Consider the following 22,431-nt stretch of genomic DNA (forward strand, 5'->3'; position numbering starts at 1 on the left):
GCCGAGGCGCCCCGGGAGTGCGTACTCCCGGGGCGCCTTCGCGCGTGCGTGCCGCGCGCGGTCCGGCGGATCAGCCGATCGGCAGGCCCTGCGTGGGCAGCCCCTCGGTCGGCAGGTTCTTGGTCGGCAGGGCGTCGTCCGTCAGCTCGCCGTCCGCGGCCGCGTCACCGGCGGTCTGCAGGGTCTTGCCGGCGGCGGGGAGGGTCGTGCCGACCACCTTGCCGCCGGTCTCGTTCGCCACCTGCGAGCCCTGCTTGGCACCGGAGTCCAGCGTGCTGCTCAGGCCCGCGCCGTCGAGCGAGGTCAGGCCGCCGAGGGCGGGGGTCTGCGGGAGTCCCGCGGCGCCCGCCGTACCGGCCGCGCCGACCACGGGGGCCGCACCTGCGGCGATCAGCAGCGCGGCACGGGCGATCCGACGGGTCAGGGGGAGGGACATGATGCTCCTTCGGCGGGGACGTCAACGGTCTCGGCGGATGTGGAATCCGCCTGTCCGGTGATCGGACGCACTGAACAACCGGTCCGGGGGCGGGGAAGGTTGCGGGGCACCCGGGCAAAGACTGGGTAATGCGTCCGATAATCCGCGCGGTCGCGCCCCGGGCTCCCGGGGTCGCGCGTACACAACTGACGAACCGTCACTTCCCTTGTCGCGCAAGGGAATACGCGCACAGGGCGGGCGGGTGCACGGGGTCGCGGCGGCGGGATTCCGGTGGGTGCCGCACGGCCCGGACGGAGGACGGTCCGTACTACTGAGCGAGCCTCATCCGGACGCTCGTGGTGTCCGCGCGCCCGTCCCCCTCGCGTGCCGTCCGCCAGCCGGTGTCCGCGGTCCACACCCGGCCCCCGTAGGAGACCTCGTCGATCCGCAGGGTCCCGGAGCGCGCGACCGCCCAGTGGGCGAGTTCCCAGCCCCGGCCGGCCGCGTCGTCCGCCTCCGCGGGCACCGGCACCGACACCGCGCCGGCCGCGGAGGCGCCCGCCGAGCCGGTGGACGGCAGGAGGTCCTTGCCGAAGGCGTGCACCAGATCGCTCCGCACCTCGGCCGCGTCCCCGGGGCCCTCGGCGGTCGTCGGCGCCGGGGAGCAGGTCAGCGAGGCGGGGGAGCGCCCGGTCAGCGCGGCGGCCAGCAGCGCGGAGTCCGGCTCGTGCTTGGCGTACGCCTGCGGGAACCCGCTCTTCTGCACCTTCTGGGCCGCGACGGTCAGCGGCAGGCGCGAGTAGCCGGGGACCTCGGCCAGGTGCTCGTAGAACTTCCCCGCCGAGTAGACCGGGTCCATGATCTCGGCGGGCGTGCCCCAGCCCTGCGAGGGACGCTGCTGGAAGAGCCCGAGCGAGTCCCGGTCACCGTGGTCGATGTTGCGCAGCGCGGACTCCTGCAGGGCGGTCGCCAGCGCGATGGTCACCGCGCGCTCCGGCAGCCCGCGGGTGGTGCCCACGGCCGAGATCGTGGCGGCGTTGGCGGCCTGCTCGGGGCTCAGCTCGTACGTCCGCCCCTCGCCCCCGCCGGCCGGTCCCACGGTGCACCGGGGCGCGCCCTTGTGTCCGGAGAGGTACTGCAGGGCCAGATAGCCGGCCAGCGCCACGAGCACGGCGAAGGCGGCCGCGGTACGGAAGAGGCGGCTGCGGCGGGGGGAGGAACTCGTCCTGGGCACGGGGCCAACCGTACTGGAGGGTACGAGCGGCCCCGCGCCCGAAGTCCCTTAGGGTCGTGGCCATGGATGGACACACGATCGACCTCGCCCTGGACGGCCCGGAGCTCACCGCCCGGCTCGTCGACTTCCCGTCGGTCAGCGGGCAGGAGAAGGAGCTCGCCGACGCCATCGAGGCGGCCCTGCGCCCGCTGCCGCACCTGACCGTCGACCGCCACGGCAACAACGTGGTGGCGCGGACGCGGCTGGGCCGGGCCGAACGTGTCGTCCTGGCCGGCCACATCGACACGGTCCCGATCGCGGACAACGTGCCGTCCCGGCTCGACGCCGACGGCGTGCTCTGGGGGTGCGGGACCACCGACATGAAGTCGGGTGTGGCCGTCCAGCTCCGGATCGCGGCGACCGTGCCGGAGCCCAACCGCGACCTGACCTTCGTCTTCTACGACAACGAGGAGGTCGCCGCCCAGCACAACGGCCTCGGGCACGTCGCCGAGGCGCACCCCGACTGGCTCGAAGCGGACTTCGCCGTGCTCCTGGAGCCCTCCGACGCCCAGGTCGAGGGCGGCTGCCAGGGCACCCTCCGGGTGCACCTGCGGCTGGAGGGGGAGCGGGCCCACTCCGCACGCAGCTGGATGGGCTCCAACGCGATCCACGCCGCCACCCCGGTGCTGGCCAGGCTGGCCGCGTACGAGCCGCGCCGCCCGGTGATCGACGGTCTGGAGTACCGCGAGGGGCTCAACGCCGTCGGCATCGAGGGCGGCGTCGCCACCAACGTCATCCCGGACTCCTGCACCGTGGTCGTCAACTACCGGTACGCCCCCGACCTGGCGCCCGAGGAGGCCGAGGCGCACGTCCGGGAGGTCTTCGCGGACTGCGGGGTCGCCGGCTTCACCGTCGACGACCACTCCGGAGCCGCGATGCCCGGACTCTCCCACCCCGCGGCCAAGGCGTTCATGGAGGCCGTCGGCGGCACCGCCCAGCCCAAGTTCGGCTGGACCGACGTCTCCCGGTTCGGCGCGCTCGGCGTCCCCGCGGTGAACTACGGCCCCGGGGACGCGCTCTTCGCGCACAAGCGGGACGAGCACGTGGTGGTCGACCGCATCACCCACTGCGAGGAGCGGCTGCGCTCCTGGCTCACCAGCTGACGCACGGCATTCCCCTGCGCGTAACCTCCACCGATCTACGCTGAAGCGACACACGCACATCGCAGGTCGGCGGAGGGAGCAGGACATGGGCAACCCGGAGGACGCACGGATCCCGGACGGCGCGCGGATCCCCGAGGACGCGGTCGGGCCCGGGGGTGCGGTCAGGCCCGAGGAGCAGCGGCTGGGCCCGGTGCTGCGGCGCAGGGAGCAGGTCCAGCCGGGCACCACCGACCAGCGGCTGCTGGACTCCGAGGGCGACTCGGAATGGGTCCACACCGACCCCTGGCGGGTCATGCGGATCCAGTCGGAGTTCGTGGAGGGCTTCGGCGCACTGGCCGAACTGCCGAGCGCCATCAGCGTCTTCGGGTCGGCCCGCACCCCCGAGGGCGGAGCGGACTACGAAGCGGGCGTCCGGATCGGCAAGGCGCTGGTCGAGGCCGGGTTCGCCGTGATCACGGGCGGTGGCCCCGGGGCGATGGAGGCCGCGAACAAGGGGGCGCGGGACGCCAAGGGCGTCTCCGTGGGGCTCGGCATCGAGCTGCCCTTCGAGTCCGGGCTGAATCCCCATGTCGACATCGGCGTCAACTTCCGCTACTTCTTCGTCCGCAAGACGATGTTCGTCAAGTACGCCCAGGGGTTCGTCGTGCTGCCCGGCGGCCTGGGCACGCTCGACGAGCTCTTCGAGGCGCTGACCCTGGTCCAGACCGGCAAGGTGACCCGCTTCCCGATCGTCCTCTTCGGCACCGCGTACTGGGGCGGACTGGTCGACTGGCTGCGGGACACGGTGGTGGCGGGCGGCAAGGCGTCCGCGCACGACCTGATGCTGTTCCACGTCACGGACGACGTGGACGAGGCGGTCCGCCTGGTCACCAAGGAGGTCGGCCGCTGACCCGCCCCGGCCGCTGACCCGCCCCGGCGCCGGACCGTCCGTCCGGCGGCGGGCCGCCGACGCCGTGCCGGGACGCGCCGGCCCGGCACGGCAGGAACCGGCGGCGGGGCCCCGCACCCCCGACGACGCACGGGCCACCGCCCCGCCGGGCGGAGGCCGGCCCCGGTCGGCCGGTGGACGGGCCCGCGGGGCGGTGCTCCCGGCTCGGCCCGGAGACCTTGGCCTAGGCCAGGCCCCGCCGTGCGACAGCCGGCGGCCGGTGGCCCGCGACGGACGCCACCATGTCCAGGACCTGGCGGGTCTCGGCCACCTCGTGCACGCGGTACACCCGCGCCCCGAGCCACGCCGACACGGCCGTCGTCGCCAGCGTGCCGATCACGCGCTCCTTGACCGGCCGGTCCAGCGTCTCCCCCACGAAGTCCTTGTTGGAGAGGGAGACCAGCACCGGCCAGCCGGTGGCCGTCATCTCGTCCAGCCGGCGCGTGGCCTCCAGCGAGTGACGGGTGTTCTTGCCGAAGTCGTGCCCCGGGTCGATCATGATCCCGTCCGGCCTCACCCCGAGCCCGACGGCCCGTTCCGCGAGGCCCAGGGTCACCCGCAGGATGTCCGACACGACGTCGTCGTAGGCGATCCGGTGCGGCCTGGTGCGGGGTTCCGCGCCGCCCGCGTGGGTGCAGACGAGCCCCGCCCCGTACCGCGCGGCCACCTCCGCCAGCTTCGGGTCGACCCCTCCCCACGCGTCGTTCAGCAGGTCGGCGCCGGCCTCGCAGACGGCCTCGCCGACGTCGTGCCGCCAGGTGTCCACACTGATCACCACGTCCGGGTGACGGCGGCGCACCTCGGCGACGAAGCCCACCGTGCGGCGCGCCTCCTCCTGCGCCGTCACCTCCTCGCCGGGACCTGCCTTCACCCCGCCGATGTCGATGATCGCGGCGCCCTCCGCCACGGCCTGCTCGACCCGGGCGAGCGCGGGTTCGTCACGGAACGTCGCCCCCTGGTCGTAGAAGGAGTCGGGCGTCCGGTTGACGATCGCCATGACCACCGGCTCGTGCGGCCCGAACTCCCGCCGCCCCAGCCTCAGCGCCCCGCTTCGCATCCTGCTTCCTCCCTGTAGCCCGCCTGCGACCCTAACCGCCGGTCCCGCATGGCACGATCTGACCTGGACAGGTATTCCGCTTCCGGGGAGATGCACGTGTTCTGGTTCTTGCTGATCACGATGGCCGTGGTCGTGGCCGCGGTCACCCTGGCGGTGGTCGGCGGCGGCGGAAGCCCGGTGCTGCAGGACGTCGAGCCGGAGCGGCTCACCGACCCGCTGCCCGCGAACCGCCCCGTCGGCCGGGCCGACGTCGAGGCCCTGCGGCTGCCCATGGCGGTGCGCGGCTACCGGATGACGGACGTGGACGAGGCCCTCGGCCGGCTCGGTGCCGAGCTCGCCGAGCGGGACGCCCACATCGCCGAGCTGGAGTCGGCCCTCGCCGGGGCCCAGGCCACCGCGGTGAACGGCGGTCCCGACCTGTACAAGCGTCCCGACGGCGGTTCCGGTGAGGACGGCGGACCGGACGCGGAGGGCGAGCGGTGAGCGGGGCCGAACCGGCCGCCGACGGGCGCCCGCGCTGCCCGTGGGGCCTGTCCACGGAGGACTACCTCGCCTATCACGACACCGAGTGGGGACGCCCGGTCCACGGCGACGACGCGCTCTTCGAACGGCTCTGCCTGGAGGCGTTCCAGTCGGGCCTGTCCTGGCTGACGATCCTGCGTCGCCGCGAGGGCTTCCGCACGGCGTTCGCCGGTTTCCGCATCGCGGCCGTGGCGGAGTTCACCGACGCCGACAAGGAGCGGCTCCTCGCCGACGCCGGGATCATCCGCAACCGCGCCAAGATCGACGCCACGCTCGCCAACGCCCGGGTGCTGGCCGGCTGGGGCGAGGGCGAACTGGACGCGCTGATCTGGTCCCACGCCCCGGACCCGGCCGGCCGGCCGGTCCCGCGCACCCTCGGTGACGTCCCGGCGCACACCCCGGAGTCCACGGCGCTGGCCAAGGACCTGAAGAAGCGGTCCCTCCGCTTCGTCGGTCCCACCACCGCCTACGCCCTGATGCAGGCCTGCGGTCTGGTCGACGACCACCTGGCCGGCTGCGTGGCCCGGGGCGGCGGCCGGTAGCCCTACTCGCCCAGGTACACCGGCGGCCGCTTGGCCAGGAACGCCTCGACCGCGATCGTGTGGTCCCGCGACGCGCCCGCCGCCGTCTGGAGTGCGTCCTCCTTCTCCAGCGTCTCGTCCAGCGTGTGGCCGGCGCCGTACGCCATGGACGCCTTCAGGGCCGCGTACGCCACCGTCGGCCCCTGCGCCAGGGCCCGGGCCAGCGTCCGCGCCTCCTCCGCCAGATCGGCCGCGGGCACCACCTTGTTCGCGATGCCCAGCTCGAACGCCTCCTGGGCGGTGATCGAGCGCGGGAAGAACAGCAGGTCGGCCGCGCGGCTCGCCCCGATCAGCCGCGGCAGGGTCCAGGAGACGCCCGAGTCGGCGGTCAGCGCGACGCCCGCGAAGGACGTGTTGAAGGCGGCGGAGTCGGCGACCACGCGGTAGTCGGCGGCCAGCGCGAAGCCGAAGCCCGCCCCCGCGGCGACCCCGTTCACCCCGGCGACGACGGGCTTCGCCATCCCGGTGAGAGCGCGGACGATCGGGTTGTAGTGCTCCCGCACCGTGCTCAGCGCGTTGCCGCCGTCCGGCTCGCGGGCCTCGGCGAGCTTGGCGACGTGCTCCTTGAGGTCCTGGCCGACGCAGAAGGCGCGCCCGGTGGCCGTGAGCAGGACGGCCCGTACGGCGGGGTCGTCCGCGACGGCCCGGAGCGCGTCGCGCAGCGCGACCTTCGCCGCGGTGTTCATGGCGTTCATCGCGTCGGGGCGGTTGAGCGTGATCGTCGCGAGTCCGTCGCTCACGTCCATGAGCACCGGGTCGGTCGTGGTGTCGGCCAGGTCGGCCATTGCGGGGTCTCCTTACGGCGCCGGCGGCGTTGCCTGTCCGGGCCAGCATGGCGGACTTCCGGTGGGCCGGACATGTGACCTGCGTCTAACGATTGGACCTCGGCTGAGGGGTGAAGGCGGCGCAGTATCGCAGCCGGATCGCCGAATTAGGTGGTTTTGGGAAAGTGCGTTGCGCAAGCGATGCCGGCCGATGTTGGTCATCGGGGTCTCCCATGCGGGATAATGCGGAGGAAGCATTGTGTTCGACGCCGGTGAGGCAGCGCCTGTCATGGAGCCGCCGGCTGCGATGAGCTGGTTTCAGGAAGGGGAACGAGCATGGCGGCCATGAAGCCGCGGACGGGCGACGGCCCGCTCGAGGTGACAAAGGAGGGGCGGGGCATCGTCATGCGCGTTCCGCTCGAAGGCGGCGGTCGGCTTGTCGTCGAGCTGACTCCGGACGAGGCAGACGCACTCGGTGACGCGCTGAAGAAGGTCGTCGGCTGAGGCAGCGGCGCCCACACGTCACCGCTGCCCCGGCCCGCATCCCGCGCCGGGGCAGCGGTGCGTCCGGGGTGAGGGCCGGGGCGAGGGTCGAGGCGTACGGCCGCCCGGCGCCGCGGAGCCGGCCGGGCCCGGAGGGTCAGCCGCGCCGCACCGCGCACAGCAGGCCGTCGCCCACCGGCAGCAGGGTCGCCAGGAGCTCCTCGCTCTCCCGCACGGCCCGCAGCAGCTCGCGCAGCCGCAGCACCTCGGCCGGCTGGGCGGCCGAGTCGATCGTGCGGCCGTCGGCGAAGACGCCCTCGAAGCAGACGAGGCCGCCGGGCCGCAGCAGCCGCAACGATTCGGCGAGATAGTCCAGGCTCTCCAGCCGGTCGCCGTCGCAGAAGACCAGGTCGTACCCGCCGTCCGCGAGGCGCGGCAGGACGTCGAGGGCGCGTCCCGGGATGAAGCGGGCCCGGTTGGTGGCGAAGCCGGCCGCGCGGAAGGCCTGACGGGCGAACTGCTGGCGCTCGGGTTCCGGGTCGACGGTGGTCAGCACGCCGTCCGGGCGCATCCCCAGCAGCAGGTAGATGCCGGACACACCGGTCCCGGTGCCGATCTCGGCCACGGCCTTGGCGTCCGCGGTGGCAGCGAGCAGGCGCAGAGCCGCGCCGGTGCCGGACGACACCGGGCGGAGCCCCGTCTCGTGGGCCCGGTCCCGGGCCCAGAGCAGCGCTTCCTCCTCGGCGACAAAGGCGTCGGCGAACGCCCAGCTCGTCTGCCGGTTGGCGGTAATGACCCTCTCCTGTCCCCGTAGTTGGCGCAACGGTGACTGTATCCGCTGCGCCCGGGAACCCGCAGATGGGACCGACCGTTGTGAAGGGGTGGAGGGGAACACGAGGACCGGCCCCCGCGGCCCGGACCGGAATGTCCCCTTGCTCCCGGAGACACCGGGGCACCGTCAGGTAAAAAGGCTTATCCGGAGCTAACGGGCGAGGTGGCTATGGTAGGGGCTCCGCTGGACACCACCAGAGCCGATAGGGGAGGTGCGGCTGCGCCTGTGGATCGGAGAGGGCCGCTGCGGCGCCTTCTCGGGTCGGCCGGCGAGCCGAGATCCGTGACCGACACCGCTGACCGTTCTTCCGACGATTCCGCACCGACCGCGACCTTCGCCTCAGACGCGGAATCCCAGGCGTGGACCCCGCCCTCATGGGAAGAGATCGTCAGCACGCACAGCGCCCGCGTGTACCGCCTCGCCTACCGGCTGACGGGCAACCAGCACGACGCCGAGGACCTCACCCAGGAGGTCTTCGTCCGCGTGTTCCGATCGCTGTCGACCTACACACCCGGCACCTTCGAGGGCTGGCTGCACAGGATCACGACGAATCTCTTCCTGGACATGGTCCGCCGCAAGCAGCGGATCCGTTTCGACTCCCTCGGCGACGACGCGGCCGAGCGGCTGCCGAGCCGTGAGCCCTCCCCGCAGCAGGTCTTCAACGACACGCACTTCGACGCGGACGTGCAGCAGGCGCTGGACACCCTCGCGCCCGAATTCCGTGCCGCGGTCGTGCTCTGCGACATCGAGGGCCTCTCGTACGAGGAGATCGCCGCCACTCTCGGCGTCAAGCTCGGGACCGTGCGCAGCCGCATCCACCGCGGCCGGTCGCACCTGCGCAAGGCGCTCCAGCACCGCTCGCCCGAGGCCCGTGCCGAGCAGCGTTCCCTGGCGGACGCGGTGCTCGCGGGGGAGGGGGGTACGGCGTGAACGGCACAGGTGCGACCCCGGCGGAACAGCATCTGGGGGACCGGCTCGCCGCGCTCGTCGACGGCGAGCTCAAACACGACGCCCGGGAGCGGGTCCTGGCCCATCTGGCGACCTGCGCCCGGTGCAAGGCCGAGGCCGACTCCCAGCGGCGGCTCAAGAGCGCCTTCGCGACCTCCGCGGCGCCGTCCCCCTCGGAAGGGTTCCTCGCGCGCCTGCAGGGGCTCCCCGGCGGCGGCGACGGCCCCGGGGACGGCCCGGGCGGCGACCGGCACCTCGCGGACGGGGTCTTCCCCGTGCGACGGCCCGGTGACCCGGGGCGTTCCCCGCTCGACGGCCTCGGTTACCTCCCCACCGCCCACGGCTCGACCGCGGTGCTCCCCGGCGGCGCGTCCGGCTCCGGCTTCCGCATCCACGACGTGGCCCGGGACGCCGACCGGTCGCCCTGGCGGGCGCGGCGCTTCGCGTTCGTCGCGGCCAGCGCCGTCTCGCTCGCGGCCATCGCCCTCGGGGGCTCGCTCCCGCTCGACTACGGCCCCGAGCCGCCGCTCAGCGCCGAGGGCGCGGGCGCCAGCACCACCACCCCGCTCTCCGCCGACGAGCGGACGGCGTCCGCCGGCGCCACGGCCGGCCGCGGCGGTGGCGGCGCGCTGTCCGTCGCTGCGGGCGGGGCCGTCCGGCCGGGCGCCGCGCCCTCCTCGTCCGTCCGGCCGGTGTCCGCCTCCGCGCCCACCCTGCTGAACACCTCGGTGCTCACCGGGGGCACGTTCGCCTTCCCGGTGCTCAACACGACCGTGCCGCCGCTGATACGCCCGGTGGGTGCCGGTCCGTCGTCCACGACCGGTGGAGGAGCGGACCCGAAGCCGTCCGTGACGGCCCCCACCCCGCTGCTCCACGACCGCGCGATGCCGCTCACTCCCCTGGCGCGCTGACCGGGAGCCTGCGCGCCCGTTCGCAAACCTGGTTGAATTCCGGGAGGGGCGCCTCTGTAGGGCGTGCACGGGCCAGTTGCGGGGAGAGCATGGACGACGGGAAGCCCAGCGGGCCGAAGACGAAGTGGTGGAGCCGTCCCTCCGCCGAACGGCACCGTCCGGCGGGGGCGGAGGACGAGGCGGCGGCGCCGTCCGACGCCCTCCCCGGCGCACCGGAGCCCGCGCCGTCCGACGCCGCGTCCGGAGCACCGGAGCCCGCGCCGTCCGACGCCGCGTCCGGAGCACCGGAGCCCGTGCGGGACGGCATCGGCGGGGCTCCCGCCCCCGCGTCCGGAGAGCCGGCCCCTCCCGGAGGGACCGCTGATTCCGGAGGGACCGCCGGACCTGCGTCGGGAGAGCGGCCCCTGCCGATGACACCGGACGGCGACTACACGCCCGCACCCCCGGCACCCGCACCGCCGGCCGCCGGACCTGCGACCCCCGCATCACCCGCACCCCCCGCCGCCGGACCGGTGGCACCCGCCGCCGAGCCGGGGGCGCCCGCGCCGACGGCGCCCGTGGTGCCCGGGCAGCCCGCCGCCGAGCCGCGCGCCCCCCGCACGCAGCCGCTGCACGCGCCCGACGAGTACAGCACCCCGCCCTACGGCGGTCCGGGGCCGTGGGCGCCCGCACCCCCGGTGCAGCGTCCGGTGCCGACCCCGGCCCAGGGCACCCCCGTACCCCCGCCCTACGCGGGGCCGGACGGCCACGGCGCGACCGACCCCATCGGCGGCCCGCCGGCCGCGGCGCAGGGCGGCCAGGGGCAGCACACCGAGACCTGGGCGCCGCCGCCCCCGCCGCACGGCGTGCCCCCGCAGCACCCGGCGCCCCAGCCCCCCGGGCAGACCGCCCCGTCCTCCCCGCAGCCCTCCCAGTGGCTGCGCTACGACCCCTGGGCCGCCCCCGGGCAGCAGCCGCTGAGCCACCCCGAGCCCGCCCAGGGCCCGGACACCGGGCCGCGCAGGACCCGCCGGGGGACGCTCCTCGCCGGAGCCGCGCTGCTCGCCCTCCTCGCCGGGGTCATCGGCGGCGGGATCGGCGCCTACGTCGAGCGCAACGGCGGCCTCACCACGGTCGAACTGCCCCAGTCCGGCCGGGACGCCGGCGGCCGGGCGCCCGACAGCGTGGCCGGCATCGCCGCCAGCGCGCTGCCGAGCGTCGTCACCCTGCACGTCAACGGCTCCGACGAGTCCGGCACGGGCACCGGGTTCGTCCTGGACGACAAGGGCCACATCCTCACCAACAACCACGTGGTCGCCCCCGCGGGATCGACCGGCGACATCACCGTCACCTTCAGCGGCGGGGAGAGCGCGCCGGCCGAGATCGTCGGCAAGGACAGCGGGTACGACCTGGCCGTCGTCAAGGTCACCGGAGTCTCCGGCCTCACGCCCCTGCCCCTCGGGAACTCCGACAACGTGCGGGTGGGCGACCCGGTGGTGGCGATCGGAGCCCCCTTCGACCTCTCCAACACGGTCACCTCCGGCATCATCAGCGCCAAGCAGCGCCCCATCACCGCGGGCGGCGAGAAGGGCGACGGCACCGACGTCAGCTATGTCGACGCGCTGCAGACCGACGCCCCGATCAACCCGGGCAACTCGGGCGGCCCCCTCGTCGACACCGAGGCCCGGGTCATCGGCATCAACAGCGCCATCCGCGCCGCCGACAGCGGATCCGGGCTCGACGGCGCCCAGTCGGGTTCCATCGGACTGGGCTTCGCGATACCGATCAACCAGGGCAAGCGGGTCGCCGAGGAGCTGATCAACACCGGGAAGGCCACCCACCCCGTGATCGGTGTCACGCTCGACATGGAGTTCGCCGGCGACGGCGCCAAGGTGGGCGGCCGGTCCGCCGGCGGCGAGTCCGCGGTGACCGAGGGGGGCCCGGCCGACAAGGCCGGCGTCCGGGCGGGCGACGTCATCACCGAGGTCGAGGGCCAGCGGGTGCACACCGGCGAGGAACTGATCGTCAAGATCCGCGCCCACCGGCCCGGTGACCGGCTCGCCCTCGTGCTGACGCGGGGTGGCGAGGACCTGTCCCTGACGTTGACCCTGGGGTCGGCGAGCGGCACCTGACGGCCACCCGCAGGTACCGCCCGGACGGCTTCGCCGGGTACCGTGGAGCGGTCCGGTGCCCTGGGCCGGCGGCGGAGACCATGCGGAGTGGACGCAGAGAACACGAGGAGCAGCAAGGTGTTCAATGACATAGGCGCACTCGAGCTGCTGACGCTCGTGGTGCTCGCCGTGCTCGTATTCGGCCCGGAGAAGCTCCCGAAGGTCATCCAGGACGTCACGCGCACCATCCGCAAGATCCGTGAGTTCTCGGACAGTGCCAAGGAGGACATCCGCACGGAGCTCGGTCCTCAGTTCAAGGACTTCGAGTTCGAGGACCTCAACCCCAAGACGTTCGTCCGCAAGCAGCTCATGGACGGCAACGACGAACTGGGGCTCAAGGAGATCCGCGAGAGCTTCGACCTGCGCAAGGAGATGGCCGAGGTCACCGACGCGGTGAACGGCCGGGAGAGTACCCCCGCAGCGGCCGGCGGCACGCCCGACCTCCTCAAGAAGACGGCGTCCGACTCCGCGCAGACCTCGTCGCCCGACCTGCTGAAGAAGCCCGCGCAGCCGGCCAGGGACGAGCGCCCGCCCTTCGACGCAGACGCCACCTGAGACCGGTCAATCCCGACTCGCCCGGACGGTATGGCTATTCTCCATCTGTCCGGTTGCGAGGTTGCCCATGCCCACGGGGGGAGGGCCGCTCCGGATCACAGGAAGATCGAGGAGGCGGCCGGCCAGATGGAGACGACGAGTCGGGTAGGGGCGGACGGTGCGCCGAGCGCGGACACCGCGGAGGGGGTGCCGGCGACCCGGCGCACGGTCGACGGTTACCTCAAGGCGGCGTTCCCCTGGTACGGGTTGGACGAGGCCTTCACGGGGCCGCGCTGGCTGATGCACGTCACCGCCGCGGCGGACGACACGGTGCAGCACGGTTCCACCGGACACGGTGAGGAGCCCGTCGTGCGGGCCGACACCGGGGCGGAGAAGGCGCGCTTCGCGGTCGTGGTGACCGTGGGCAGCAGCCCCGTCCGGGACAGCGACGACGGCACGGGGGTGCTGGACGCCACCACGGCGTCCTCGGCGGCCTGGCTGGCGGGCTCGGGCCTGCTGGACTGCACCTGGCCCCCGCAGATGGACCACACGCTGCGCGGCGAATGGCTGAACCAGCAGACCGAGACCGCGTTCGAGCTCGCGGACGACCTCGGCCGGGCGCCCTGGTCGACGCTGTCCCTCCCGGTGGACGGCGTGCCGGTGGACTTCCACTACCGGGAGTCGGAGTTCGGCTGGGTGCTCGCCGGGTCGGCCCCCGACGGGGTGCACATCGGTGCCTACGGTCGCGGCATGAGCGCCTACGGCCTCGGGTTCGCGGCGATCGGCGACATCGCCTCGTACGACGCGGGCTGAGCGGACACGCGTACGGGCGGTGGGCGGCGCTCCGAGGAGGCCGCCCACCGCCCGTCTGCGGCTCAGAACTTGTTGCGCGGGGTGAGACCCAGCGACATGCCCGACAGGCCGCGCTGACGGCCGCTCAGCTTCTCCGCGACGGAGCGCAGCGCGGAGCCCGCGGGGGAGTCCGGGTCGGTCAGGACCACCGGCTTGCCCTCGTCGCCGCCCTCGCGCAGCCGTACGTCGATGGGGATGGTGCCCAGCACCGGGACCTCGGCGCCGACCGTCTTCGTCAGTCCGTCGGCGACCCGCTGCCCGCCGCCCGAACCGAACACGTCGACCGTCTCGTCGCAGTGCGGGCACGGCATGCCCGACATGTTCTCGACGACGCCGACGATCTTCTGGTGGGTCTGCACGGCGATCGAGCCGGCCCGCTCGGCCACCTCGGCGGCGGCCTGCTGCGGGGTCGTGACGACCAGGATCTCGGCGTTCGGGACGAGCTGCGCCACGGAGATCGCGATGTCACCGGTGCCCGGCGGCAGGTCCAGCAGCAGGACGTCCAGGTCGCCCCAGTACACGTCGGCGAGGAACTGCTGCAGCGCGCGGTGCAGCATGGGGCCGCGCCACACCACGGGGGAGTTGCCCGGGGTGAACATGCCGATGGAGATGACCTTCACGCCGTGCGCGGACGGCGGCATGATCATGTTCTCGACCTGGGTGGGCTTGCCGTCCGCGCCGAGCATCCGCGGCACGCTGTGGCCGTAGATGTCCGCGTCGACCACACCGACCTTGAGCCCGTCGGCGGCCATCGCCGCCGCCAGGTTGACCGTCACCGAGGACTTGCCGACGCCGCCCTTGCCGGACGCCACCGCGTAGACCCGGGTCAGCGAGCCGGGCTTGGCGAAGGGGACCTCGCGCTCCGCCGTACCGCCGCGCAGCGCGGCGGCGAGCTCCTTGCGCTGCTCGTCGCTCATCACGTCGAGGGTGACCTCGACCCGCGAGACGCCCTCGACGCGGGCCACCGCGTCGGTGACGTTCGTGGTGATCGTCTCGCGCATCGGGCAGCCGGAGACCGTGAGGTACACGGTGACAGCGACCACACCGTCAGGGTCGATCGCGACCGACTTCACCATGCCGAGCTCGGTGATCGGTCGGTGGATCTCGGGGTCGTTCACTGTCGCCAGTGCTTCGCGCACCGCGTCTTCCGTAGCCATACCCCGATAGTACGGGTGCGTGCGGCGCTCATCGAAGGGGTGGCCGCGGGTGGCGGGAGGCGGGTGCGGCGCGGGGTGCCTACGGGCGGGCGGTCCCTCCGCGGTCGCCCTCGTCGCTCTCCGCGGGGAGCACCGTCCGGCGCTCCTCCATGTCCTTCACCAGCGTCTCCAGCTCCGAGCGGATCCAGTCCCGGGTGGCGACCTCCCCGAGGCCCATCCGGAGCGCGGCGATCTCCCGGGTGAGGTACTCGGTGTCCGCGATCGAGCGCTCGTTCTGCTTGCGGTCCTGCTCGTGGGTGACCCGGTCGCGGTCGTCCTGCCTGTTCTGCGCCAGGAGGATCAGCGGGGCGGCGTAGGAGGCCTGCAGGGAGAGCATCAGGGTCAGGAAGATGAAGGGGTACTCGTCGAACCGCAGGTGCTGCGGCGCGAAGATGTTCCACACCACCCACAGGATGATGATCAGCGTCATCCAGACGATGAACCGCCCGGTGCCCAGGAAGCGGGCGATCCGCTCGGAGAACCGGCCGAACGCCTCCGGGTCGTACTCGGGCAGCAGCCGGGGCCGCGGTGCCTTGGGGAGGTCCAGCCGCGGCCGCGGCGGGCGCACGACGCCCGACGCGCCGGCCGGTACGGCCCTCGACCGGTCCTCAGCCGCCACCGCTGATCTCCTCCTCGCCCTGGAAGTCGTTCTCGCGCCAGTCCTCGGGCAGCAGGTGGTCCAGCACGTCGTCCACGGTCACCGCGCCCAGCAGCGACCCGCTCTCGTCCACCACGGGCACCGAGACCATGTTGTACGCGGCCAGGTAGCTGGTCACGGCCGGCAGCGGCGTCTGCGGCGTCAGCGGCACGAGGTCGCTGTCGACGATCGAGCTGACCAGGGTGAACGGCGGATCGCGCAGCAGACGCTGGAAGTGCACGGTGCCCAGGTACTTGCCGGTCGGGGTCTCGTCCGGCGACCGGCAGACGTACACCTGGGCGGCCAGCGCGGGCGAGAGGTCCTGCTGGCGCACCCGGGCCAGCGCGTCCGCGACCGTGGCGTCGGGCCGCAGGATGATCGGCTCGGTCGTCATCAGCCCGCCCGCGGTCCGCTCCTCGTACGACAGCAGACGCCGCACGTCGGCGGCGTCGTCCGGGCGCATCAGGGCCAGCAGCCGTTCCTTGTCGGCCTCCGGCAGCTCCGAGAGCAGGTCGGCCGCGTCGTCCGGGTCCATCGCCTCCAGGACGTCCGCGGCACGGTCCTCCGCCAGCTCGCCCAGGATCTCCACCTGGTCGTCACCGGGGAGCTCCTCCAGGATGTCGGCCAGCCGGTCGTCGTCGAGGGCCGCGGCCACCTCGGCGCGGCGCTTGGGCGTCAGATGGTGCAGGGCGTTGGCGACGTCGGTGGGGCGCAGCCGGTCGAAGGTCGCCACCAGGCTCTCGGCGCCCTGCCCCTGCTCCTCCAGCGCGAAGCCGCTGATCGCCGACCACTCGACGGTCAGCGTCTCGCCCTTGCGGCGCAGGGCCCCGCCGCGCCCCTTGCGCACGAAGAACTTGTCGATCTCCCAGTCGCGGCGGGCCGGGAGCTGCTGGATGGCGACGTCCAGGACGGTGACCTCCTCGTCCGTCTCGACCAGGCGCACCCGCCGGTCGAGGAACTCGCCGAGGACCAGCCGCTCGGTCGGACGCTGCTCGAAGCGCCGCATGTTGACCACACCGGTCGTGATCACCTGGCCCGACTCGACCCCGGTCACCCGGGTCATGGGCACGAAGATGCGCCGCCGGCTGACGACCTCGACGACCATGCCCAGCAGCCGGGGCGGTTTGCCGCCGACCCGGAGCATCGCCACCAGGTCACGGACCCGGCCGACCTGGTCGCCGTTGGGGTCGAACACCGGTACGCCGGCGAGGTGCGAGACGAAGACCCGGGGAGTGCCTGCCGCCATCCTGTGCGCCTCCCTCGGTCTCTCACGTCCTCCTTCGCCATGATCAGGCTAGCCCGTACCGGTCCGTGCCGCCCTGGCGGGCCGTCCGTACGGAGCTCTGCCGGACGGCGTACGCGGCACGGGTACGCTGCGGTCTGCCGAACCCCGACACACCGATGAGAGGCAGTGCGCCTGTGACCTCTTCCGCCCCGCTCGTCCGGGCCCGTCGCCGGACCGCTTTCGCCGTGGTGCTCTGCGCGGGGCTGACCGTCGCGCTCACGGCCTGTGCCGGGGAGGACCCGGACGCGGGCACCAACGGTGTCGGCAAGCTGACGGCCGACCAGATCGACGCGAAGGCGCGGTCCGCGGCGGAGGCCGCGGACGCCGTGCGGCTGACGGGCAAGCTGGTCAGCAAGGGCGGGACGTACTCCCTGAACATGCAGCTCAGCGGCGAGGGCGGCACGGGCTCGGTCACCTCGAAGCAGTACACCTTCGAGCTGCTGCGGGTCGGCGACGCGCTCTTCCTCAAGGCCGACGCGGGCTTCTGGAAGCACGAGCAGGGCGACGACGAGAGCGAGCAGGCGGCGGACAAGCTCGACGGCAAGTACGTCAAGGTCCCCGAGGACGACCCGACCTACCGGCAGCTGCGCGGATTCACCGAGAAGGACACCCTGCTGGACGGGATGCTCGCGCTGCACGGAAAGATCAACAAGGGCGACCGCACGACGGTCGGCGGGGTACGGGCCGTGCAGATCGTGGGGGGAGAGGGTGAGGGCGGCGCACTGGACGTCTCCCTGAAGGGCACCCCGTACCCGCTGCGTGTCGCCCGCGGCGGGGGCGGCGGCACCGTCACCCTGGCCGACTGGGGCCACGCCTTCGCCCTGGAGGCCCCGGCCGAGGACGAGACCGTCGACTACGGCGGGCAGCTCCCCCGGTCCTCCGGCTGAGAGCCGACGACTGACGGCCTACGGTGCCGGTGCGGCGGTGCCGACGCGGCCGGCGGTGGCCGGTGCCGGCCGACGGCGGGCTTCCCGGACCCTGACCCGGGCCGGCCGCCGCCCGGTGCCCCGGGCACCGCGCGGCCCGGCAGCGGTGTCAGCGCCTCCCGCGGCGCTTGAGCAGCAGCCGGGGGAGTGCGGCGGGGGCCGTGCGCCGGGTGGTCGCCCCGGTGGGCAGCGGGACGGCGGCCAGCGAGCCGTCGGGGAGGGCGGTGTCCGGCGCGCCGGGCGTCAGCCGGACGACCCGGCAGTCACGCGCCCAGCGCTCCGGCATCCGCTCGGCGTCCGGGGCGTTCAGCCGCTTGCCCCTCAGCTCGCCGACCGCCGCCTCCCATTCCTCGGACCGCGGCTCCAGCACGCTCACGGCGGCCGTCCAGGCCACGATCCGGCCGCCCTTGTCCTTGCTGCGCACGGTCACCTCGGCGGCGGCTCCGTGGTCGAGCCCCGCGGGGAGGGGCTGCTCGTCGGGGCCGTCCCCGACGAGCACGGCCGCGCCCTCGTGCCACACGTGCCACAGCGCCCGGGAGGGACCGGTTCCCCGCACCCAGATCAGGCCGGACTTCTTGGTGGCCTCCTCGACGAGAGCCCGGGCAAGCAACACGTCCGCAGCAGTCATGCCCGCACTCTATGGCGTCCTCCGCGCGCCTCCCGCCGGGAGGAGGCCGGTGCGAGGCCGGCAGGGGGGCCCGGAGCGTGCCCGGCGGCCCGGAGCGGCCCTCAGAGCCAGCCGTTGCGCTTGAGGGAGCGGTGGATGGTGAAGCAGACGACGCCGATGAGGGCCAGCACCATCGGATAGCCGTACGTCCACCGGAGCTCGGGCATGTGATCGAAGTTCATGCCGTAGACCCCGCAGATCATCGTCGGGACGGCGATGATCGCGGCCCAGGACGTGATCTTGCGCATGTCCTCGTTCTGGGTGACGGTGGCCTGCGCCAGGTTGGCCTGGAGGATCGAGTTGAGCAGCTCGTCGAAGCCGATGACCTCCTCGTGCACCCGGGAGAGGTGGTCGGCCACGTCGCGGAAGTACTTCTGGATGTCGGGGTCGATCAGCCGCATCGGCCGCTCGCTCAGCAACTGCATCGGCCGCAGCAGCGGCGACACCGCCCGCTTGAACTCCAGCACCTCGCGCTTCAGCTGGTAGATGCGGCCCGCGTCCGAGCCGCGGGTGCCGCCCTTGGCCGGGGTGGAGAACACGTCGATCTCCACCTCGTCGATGTCGTCCTGGACCGAGGCCGCCACCGCGATGTAGCCGTCGACGACGTGGTCGGCGATGGAGTGCAGCACCGAGGACGGCCCCTTCGCGAGCAGCTCGGGGTCCTCCTGGAGACGGTGGCGCAGGGCGCGCAGCGAACCCTGTCCGCCGTGCCGGACGGTGATCACGAAGTCCCGTCCGGTGAAGCACATCACCTCACCGGTCTCGACGACCTCGCTGGTCGCGGTCAGTTCGGCGTGCTCCACGTAGTGGATCGTCTTGAACACGGTGAACAGCGTGTCGTCGTACCGCTCCAGCTTCGGCCGCTGGTGGGCGTGCACGGCGTCCTCGACGGCGAGCGGGTGGAGCCCGAACTCCCTTGCGATACCGGCGAATTCCTCCTCGGTCGGCTCGTGCAGGCCGATCCAGGCGAAGCCGCCCTCCTCGCGCACCCGCAGCATCGCCTCGCGCGGCGTCAGGCAGGAGACCTCCGTGACCCGGCGGCCGTCCCGGTAGACGGCGCAGTCGACGACGGCGCTGGAGGCGGACGGATCGCGGGTGGCGTCGTAGCCGTTGTACGGGGTGGTGCCCTTGCGGAGGGACGGGCGCACCGCGGCGCGCAGGTCACGGATCATCGACATGGCTGGCTCCTCTTCACGGAGGGCCGCCTGCGGGCACGTGGAACAGCCCGGAATGGGGACGTGCGCTCACGTCCGCAAAGCGGGCGGCACCGCGTGGGCACAAGGGCGGCGTTCGCTACAGACAGGCAAAAACGAGGGGCTCTTCCGGTGCGCGAACTGCCGTGGTGACGTCCGGGAAAGGAGTCAGAGCACAGAAGGAAGGCGTCGTGCGGAAGGGCGGCTGGTACTGCACGGTCGACTTGGATCCACCGCAGCCCCACCTCCTCCGGCCGGTCCCCCGTGGGGGATCACGTGTTGTCAGGACTGAGAGCGACGCTTCTGCGTGCTGTCCCGACCGACGCCTCAGGCTATCAGCCGGGTGAGGAGCCAATTCCTTCCTTTGCCCGTTCCGTACGCGTTCTATGCTCGCGGCATGGGAGAAATTCTTGATCTGGTCGAAGCCAGGCTCCGTACGGCACTCGGCGAGCCGGACGCGCGCGCCGGGGTGACGTTCCTCGGTACGGACCGCATCGAGGTGCTCCGCTTCGTCGACGGCGATGTCGTGCGGTACGCCACACTCGGCATGTCGGCCCAGCCGATGGCCGATCCGACCTCGGCCCTGGCCGACCCCGTCGAGGGCCCGCGCGCCGAGCTGGTCCTGTCCGTGCGGCTGGGGCTCGCCGACACCGACCAGGTGCTGCGGCCCCTCGCGGTGCTGGCCGCCTCCCCGCAGGTGGAGGGCCTGGTCGTGGCTCCGGGGGCGTCGCTGGACCTCGGGCAGCCGCTGTGGACCGGGGCTCCCTTCAGCTCCGTCCTGGTCGCCGAGCCGGGCGGGCTCGTCGAGGACCTGGAGCTGGACGCCCCGATGGACCCGGTGCGCTTCCTGCCGCTGCTTCCCCTGACCCCGAACGAGGCCGCCTGGAAGCGGGTCAAGGGCGCCCAGGAGCTCCAGGAGCGCTGGCTCTCGCAGGGCACGGACCTGCGGGACCCGCTGCGCGCGTCGGTGCCGCTGGACTGAGCGGCCCCGGACGCCCCGGCCCCGCCGCGCGGTGGGGAGCCGCGGGCGGACCCGCCTCCGGCCGCGCCCGGCCCGTCCGGAGGCGTCGTGCCCGGCTCAGTCGGCGAAGACGGTGACCCCGTCCTCCGCGGCGTGCCGCGGCTCCAGCTCCCGCGCCTCGTGGGTCAGCGCCGAGCGCCGGACCGCCACGACGGCCGCGCCGGCGAGGGCCGCGACCGCGGCGACCACGAAGGGCATGTGGATGTCGCTCCACTCCTCGATCTTCGGCGCGAGGAACGGCGCCGCGGCGGCGGCGAACCAGCGGACGAAGTTGTAACCGGCGCTCGCCACCGGGCGTGGCGCGTCCGACACCCCCAGGGCCAGCTCCGTGTAGACGGTGTTGTTCATGCCGATGAAGGCGCCCGAGACGATGGTGCAGACGATGGCCGTCCCGTGACTGCCGTACCCGAGGACCAGCAGGTCCGCGGCGAGCAGCACCAGGGAGCCGCCGAGCACCTTCAGTGAGCCGAGGCGCCGTTGCAGGCGCGGGGCGACGAGCACCGAGAAGAGGGCGAGCAGCAGCCCCCAGGCGAAGAACACGGCGCCCGAGCGGTACGGCGACATGTCCAGCACGAAGGGCGTGAAGGCCAGGATCGTGAAGAACGCGTAGTTGTAGAAGAACGCCGACGCGGCGACCGAGGCCAGCCCGCCGTGGCCGAGCGCCCTGACCGGGTCGAGGAGCGAGGTCGTGCGGGCCGGCTTCGGCTGCTCCTTCAGGAACGCCGTGATGCAGAGGAACCCGATCGCCATCAGGACGGCGGTGCCGAAGAACGGATAGCGCCAGCTGGCGTCACCGAGCAGCGCGCCGACCAGGGGCCCGCACGCCATGCCCAGGCCCAGCGCGGACTCGTACAGCAGGATCGCGGCCGCGCTGCCGCCGGCGGCGGCACCGACGATCACCGCGAGGGCGGTGGACACGAACAGGGCGTTGCCCAGGCCCCAGCCGGCCCGGAAGCCGACCAGTTCGGCGACCGACGAGGACGTGCCGGAGAGCCCGGCGAAGACGACGACCAGCGCGAGGCCGGCGAGCAGCGTCCTGCGGCCCCCGATGCGGCTGGAGACGAAACCGGTCACGAGCATCGCGACCGCGGTGATCAGGAAGTACGAGGTGAACAGCAGGGACACCTGGCTGGGGGTGGCGTCGAGCCCCTTGGCGATGGACGGCAGGATCGGGTCCACCAGCCCGATCCCCATGAAGGCCACGACCGAGGCGCCCGCCGTGGCCCAGACGGCCTTCGGCTGACGCAGGATGCTGGTCGCCCCTTCGTCGAACGGATCCTCTCCCGGCATGGGTCTCTCGCTCTCCACTAGATCGTTGTGTTGTGCACATAATAAGTTAGACGTTCTAATAAATGCAAGATACATGCATTGCGGCCGGTCGGAGCCGCGCTGCGGACGGGTGATCGTCCTTGACGCGGCGTCGGGCGGAGAGGACCGTTGGGCGTTATGAGGGGCGAACCCAGTTGCCCGAAGTGCGGTGGCCGGGTCAGGGCGCCCGGCCTCTTCGCCGATGCCTGGCAGTGCTCCGTGCACGGCCAGGTGCACCCGATGCAGCCGGTGGTGCCACCCAGCGTCGAGGCGCTGGGCGTGGTGGCGCACCGGGCCAGGGTGCCGGTGTGGATGCCCTGGCCGCTCCCGGTGGGCTGGCTGTTCACGGGCGCGGCGTACGCGGGTGACGACCGCAGCGGCGGCCGGGCCACCGCCGTCGCGTGCTCCGGCCCCGGACCGCTCGGCGGGATGGGGGAGCTGCTGCTCGTCGCCGAGGAGCTCGGCGTCGGCCTCGGCGCGCGGTACGCCGGCATCGAGGGGCCCGACCCCGGCTCCGGCCTGCGCGTCGACGACGCCCCGGACGCCAAGGTGCTCGCGGCGGGGCGCCCCACCCCGCTCTGGCACGTCAGGGACGCGCCGGCCGACCGGGCCGTCTTCGCGGGCGAGGCGTGCGGGCTGTGGCTCTGGGCGATCGTCTGGCCCGAGCGGTCCGGTCTCCTGATGTACGACGAGCTGGTGCTGACCGACCTGCGTGACGCCGGCGGCGAGGTGGACCTCCTGCCGTGCGGGGCGCTCACCCCCCGGCTGATCACCCCGCCCTGAACCGGCGCGCACCGGGGGAGCGGGGCCGGGAGGGTGGCGTCCGGCGGTTACCCTTGAGCGTC

At 73.3% G+C, this 22,431-nt stretch carries 24 protein-coding genes; 13 read left to right on the forward strand and 11 right to left on the reverse strand.

The features are described from left to right. Window positions 1-70: 70 nt before the first annotated feature. Both ABZ172_RS08970 and ABZ172_RS08975 read right to left on the reverse strand, forming a co-directional pair. The gene (locus tag ABZ172_RS08970) at window positions 71-436 is read right to left on the reverse strand and encodes an ATP-binding protein (protein ID WP_356881722.1); all 366 of its coding nucleotides are present in this window, start codon (window positions 434-436) and stop codon (window positions 71-73) included. A 307-nt stretch (window positions 437-743) separates the two neighbouring features. Then, window positions 744-1,649, reverse strand: coding sequence for a hypothetical protein (locus tag ABZ172_RS08975; protein ID WP_356881724.1), 906 nt, complete (start codon window positions 1,647-1,649; stop codon window positions 744-746). Window positions 1,650-1,711: 62 nt separating this feature from the next. Between ABZ172_RS08975 and dapE the strand changes: the two genes are divergently transcribed. Both dapE and ABZ172_RS08985 read left to right on the forward strand, forming a co-directional pair. Beyond that, entirely contained in the window at window positions 1,712-2,791 is a 1,080-nt protein-coding gene (gene dapE, locus ABZ172_RS08980) for a succinyl-diaminopimelate desuccinylase (protein ID WP_356881726.1), read from the forward strand. 85 nt (window positions 2,792-2,876) lie between these two features. Further along, window positions 2,877-3,680, forward strand: a complete 804-nt coding sequence (locus ABZ172_RS08985; RefSeq protein WP_356881728.1) for a TIGR00730 family Rossman fold protein — start codon at window positions 2,877-2,879, stop codon at window positions 3,678-3,680. A gap of 223 nt (window positions 3,681-3,903) precedes the next feature. On the opposite strand, the gene folP is transcribed toward ABZ172_RS08985, so the two are convergent. Beyond that, entirely contained in the window at window positions 3,904-4,776 is an 873-nt protein-coding gene (gene folP, locus ABZ172_RS08990; RefSeq protein WP_356881730.1) for a dihydropteroate synthase, read from the reverse strand. Window positions 4,777-4,866: 90 nt separating this feature from the next. On the opposite strand from folP, the gene ABZ172_RS08995 reads away from it, so the two are divergent. Then, window positions 4,867-5,259: a DivIVA domain-containing protein gene (locus tag ABZ172_RS08995; protein WP_356881732.1), complete on the forward strand. Its 393-nt coding sequence runs from the start codon at window positions 4,867-4,869 to the stop codon at window positions 5,257-5,259. Next, window positions 5,256-5,840: a DNA-3-methyladenine glycosylase I gene (locus ABZ172_RS09000; protein ID WP_356881734.1), complete on the forward strand. Its 585-nt coding sequence runs from the start codon at window positions 5,256-5,258 to the stop codon at window positions 5,838-5,840. The genes ABZ172_RS08995 and ABZ172_RS09000 overlap by 4 nt, the downstream gene beginning before the upstream one ends. A 2-nt stretch (window positions 5,841-5,842) precedes the next feature. On the opposite strand, the gene ABZ172_RS09005 is transcribed toward ABZ172_RS09000, so the two are convergent. After that, complete coding sequence (locus tag ABZ172_RS09005) at window positions 5,843-6,655, reverse strand: enoyl-CoA hydratase-related protein (RefSeq protein WP_356881849.1); 813 nt, start codon at window positions 6,653-6,655, stop codon at window positions 5,843-5,845. A 324-nt stretch (window positions 6,656-6,979) separates the two neighbouring features. On the opposite strand from ABZ172_RS09005, the gene ABZ172_RS09010 reads away from it, so the two are divergent. After that, window positions 6,980-7,147, forward strand: coding sequence for a DUF3117 domain-containing protein (locus tag ABZ172_RS09010; RefSeq protein ID WP_003966491.1), 168 nt, complete (start codon window positions 6,980-6,982; stop codon window positions 7,145-7,147). A 136-nt stretch (window positions 7,148-7,283) separates the two neighbouring features. Here the strand turns inward: ABZ172_RS09010 and ABZ172_RS09015 are convergent, their stop codons facing one another. Then, the gene (locus ABZ172_RS09015) at window positions 7,284-7,949 is read right to left on the reverse strand and encodes an O-methyltransferase (RefSeq protein ID WP_356881736.1); all 666 of its coding nucleotides are present in this window, start codon (window positions 7,947-7,949) and stop codon (window positions 7,284-7,286) included. A gap of 177 nt (window positions 7,950-8,126) precedes the next feature. Here ABZ172_RS09015 and sigE point away from each other — a divergent pair, with 177 nt between their 5' ends. The 5 genes from sigE (at window position 8,127) to ABZ172_RS09040 (ending at window position 13,314) form a co-directional block, all read left to right on the forward strand. Further along, a complete protein-coding gene (gene sigE, locus ABZ172_RS09020) occupies window positions 8,127-8,888 on the forward strand; it encodes an RNA polymerase sigma factor SigE (RefSeq protein ID WP_356881738.1) in 762 nt (253 codons plus the stop codon). After that, complete coding sequence (locus ABZ172_RS09025; protein WP_356881740.1) at window positions 8,885-9,817, forward strand: zf-HC2 domain-containing protein; 933 nt, start codon at window positions 8,885-8,887, stop codon at window positions 9,815-9,817. The genes sigE and ABZ172_RS09025 overlap by 4 nt, the downstream gene beginning before the upstream one ends. 89 nt (window positions 9,818-9,906) lie before the next feature. Next, a complete protein-coding gene (locus tag ABZ172_RS09030) occupies window positions 9,907-11,928 on the forward strand; it encodes a trypsin-like peptidase domain-containing protein (protein WP_356881742.1) in 2,022 nt (673 codons plus the stop codon). Window positions 11,929-12,045: 117 nt separating this feature from the next. Continuing rightward, a complete protein-coding gene (locus ABZ172_RS09035) occupies window positions 12,046-12,522 on the forward strand; it encodes a sec-independent translocase (protein ID WP_356881744.1) in 477 nt (158 codons plus the stop codon). Window positions 12,523-12,648: 126 nt separating this feature from the next. Then, window positions 12,649-13,314: a hypothetical protein gene (locus ABZ172_RS09040; protein WP_356881746.1), complete on the forward strand. Its 666-nt coding sequence runs from the start codon at window positions 12,649-12,651 to the stop codon at window positions 13,312-13,314. Between the two features lie 62 nt (window positions 13,315-13,376). Here ABZ172_RS09040 and ABZ172_RS09045 read toward each other — a convergent pair whose 3' ends face one another. From ABZ172_RS09045 to ABZ172_RS09055, 3 genes are all read right to left on the reverse strand, one after another. Beyond that, window positions 13,377-14,510, reverse strand: coding sequence for an Mrp/NBP35 family ATP-binding protein (locus ABZ172_RS09045; RefSeq protein WP_356881748.1), 1,134 nt, complete (start codon window positions 14,508-14,510; stop codon window positions 13,377-13,379). A gap of 79 nt (window positions 14,511-14,589) precedes the next feature. Then, window positions 14,590-15,168: a DUF1003 domain-containing protein gene (locus ABZ172_RS09050; protein WP_356881750.1), complete on the reverse strand. Its 579-nt coding sequence runs from the start codon at window positions 15,166-15,168 to the stop codon at window positions 14,590-14,592. Beyond that, window positions 15,158-16,432 (reverse strand): CBS domain-containing protein, encoded by a 1,275-nt coding sequence (locus tag ABZ172_RS09055; protein WP_356881752.1) that lies wholly within the window; start codon window positions 16,430-16,432, stop codon window positions 15,158-15,160. The genes ABZ172_RS09050 and ABZ172_RS09055 overlap by 11 nt, the downstream gene beginning before the upstream one ends. A 173-nt stretch (window positions 16,433-16,605) precedes the next feature. Between ABZ172_RS09055 and ABZ172_RS09060 the strand changes: the two genes are divergently transcribed. Then, window positions 16,606-17,358, forward strand: a complete 753-nt coding sequence (locus ABZ172_RS09060; RefSeq protein WP_356881754.1) for a hypothetical protein — start codon at window positions 16,606-16,608, stop codon at window positions 17,356-17,358. A gap of 148 nt (window positions 17,359-17,506) precedes the next feature. Here ABZ172_RS09060 and ABZ172_RS09065 read toward each other — a convergent pair whose 3' ends face one another. Both ABZ172_RS09065 and ABZ172_RS09070 read right to left on the reverse strand, forming a co-directional pair. Continuing rightward, window positions 17,507-18,025: a hypothetical protein gene (locus ABZ172_RS09065; RefSeq protein ID WP_356881756.1), complete on the reverse strand. Its 519-nt coding sequence runs from the start codon at window positions 18,023-18,025 to the stop codon at window positions 17,507-17,509. A 101-nt stretch (window positions 18,026-18,126) separates the two neighbouring features. After that, window positions 18,127-19,242, reverse strand: a complete 1,116-nt coding sequence (locus tag ABZ172_RS09070) for a magnesium and cobalt transport protein CorA (RefSeq protein WP_356881758.1) — start codon at window positions 19,240-19,242, stop codon at window positions 18,127-18,129. Window positions 19,243-19,654: 412 nt separating this feature from the next. Here ABZ172_RS09070 and ABZ172_RS09075 point away from each other — a divergent pair, with 412 nt between their 5' ends. Next, window positions 19,655-20,239: a suppressor of fused domain protein gene (locus ABZ172_RS09075; protein ID WP_356881760.1), complete on the forward strand. Its 585-nt coding sequence runs from the start codon at window positions 19,655-19,657 to the stop codon at window positions 20,237-20,239. Window positions 20,240-20,335: 96 nt separating this feature from the next. On the opposite strand, the gene ABZ172_RS09080 is transcribed toward ABZ172_RS09075, so the two are convergent. Next, entirely contained in the window at window positions 20,336-21,568 is a 1,233-nt protein-coding gene (locus ABZ172_RS09080; protein WP_356881762.1) for an MFS transporter, read from the reverse strand. A gap of 156 nt (window positions 21,569-21,724) precedes the next feature. Here ABZ172_RS09080 and ABZ172_RS09085 point away from each other — a divergent pair, with 156 nt between their 5' ends. After that, the gene (locus ABZ172_RS09085) at window positions 21,725-22,369 is read left to right on the forward strand and encodes a DUF6758 family protein (RefSeq protein WP_356881764.1); all 645 of its coding nucleotides are present in this window, start codon (window positions 21,725-21,727) and stop codon (window positions 22,367-22,369) included. The last annotated feature ends 62 nt before the right edge of the window (window positions 22,370-22,431 follow it).

This window comes from Streptomyces sp. NPDC006296, assembly GCF_040613235.1.
Taxonomy (GTDB): Bacteria; Actinomycetota; Actinomycetes; order Streptomycetales; family Streptomycetaceae; genus Streptomyces.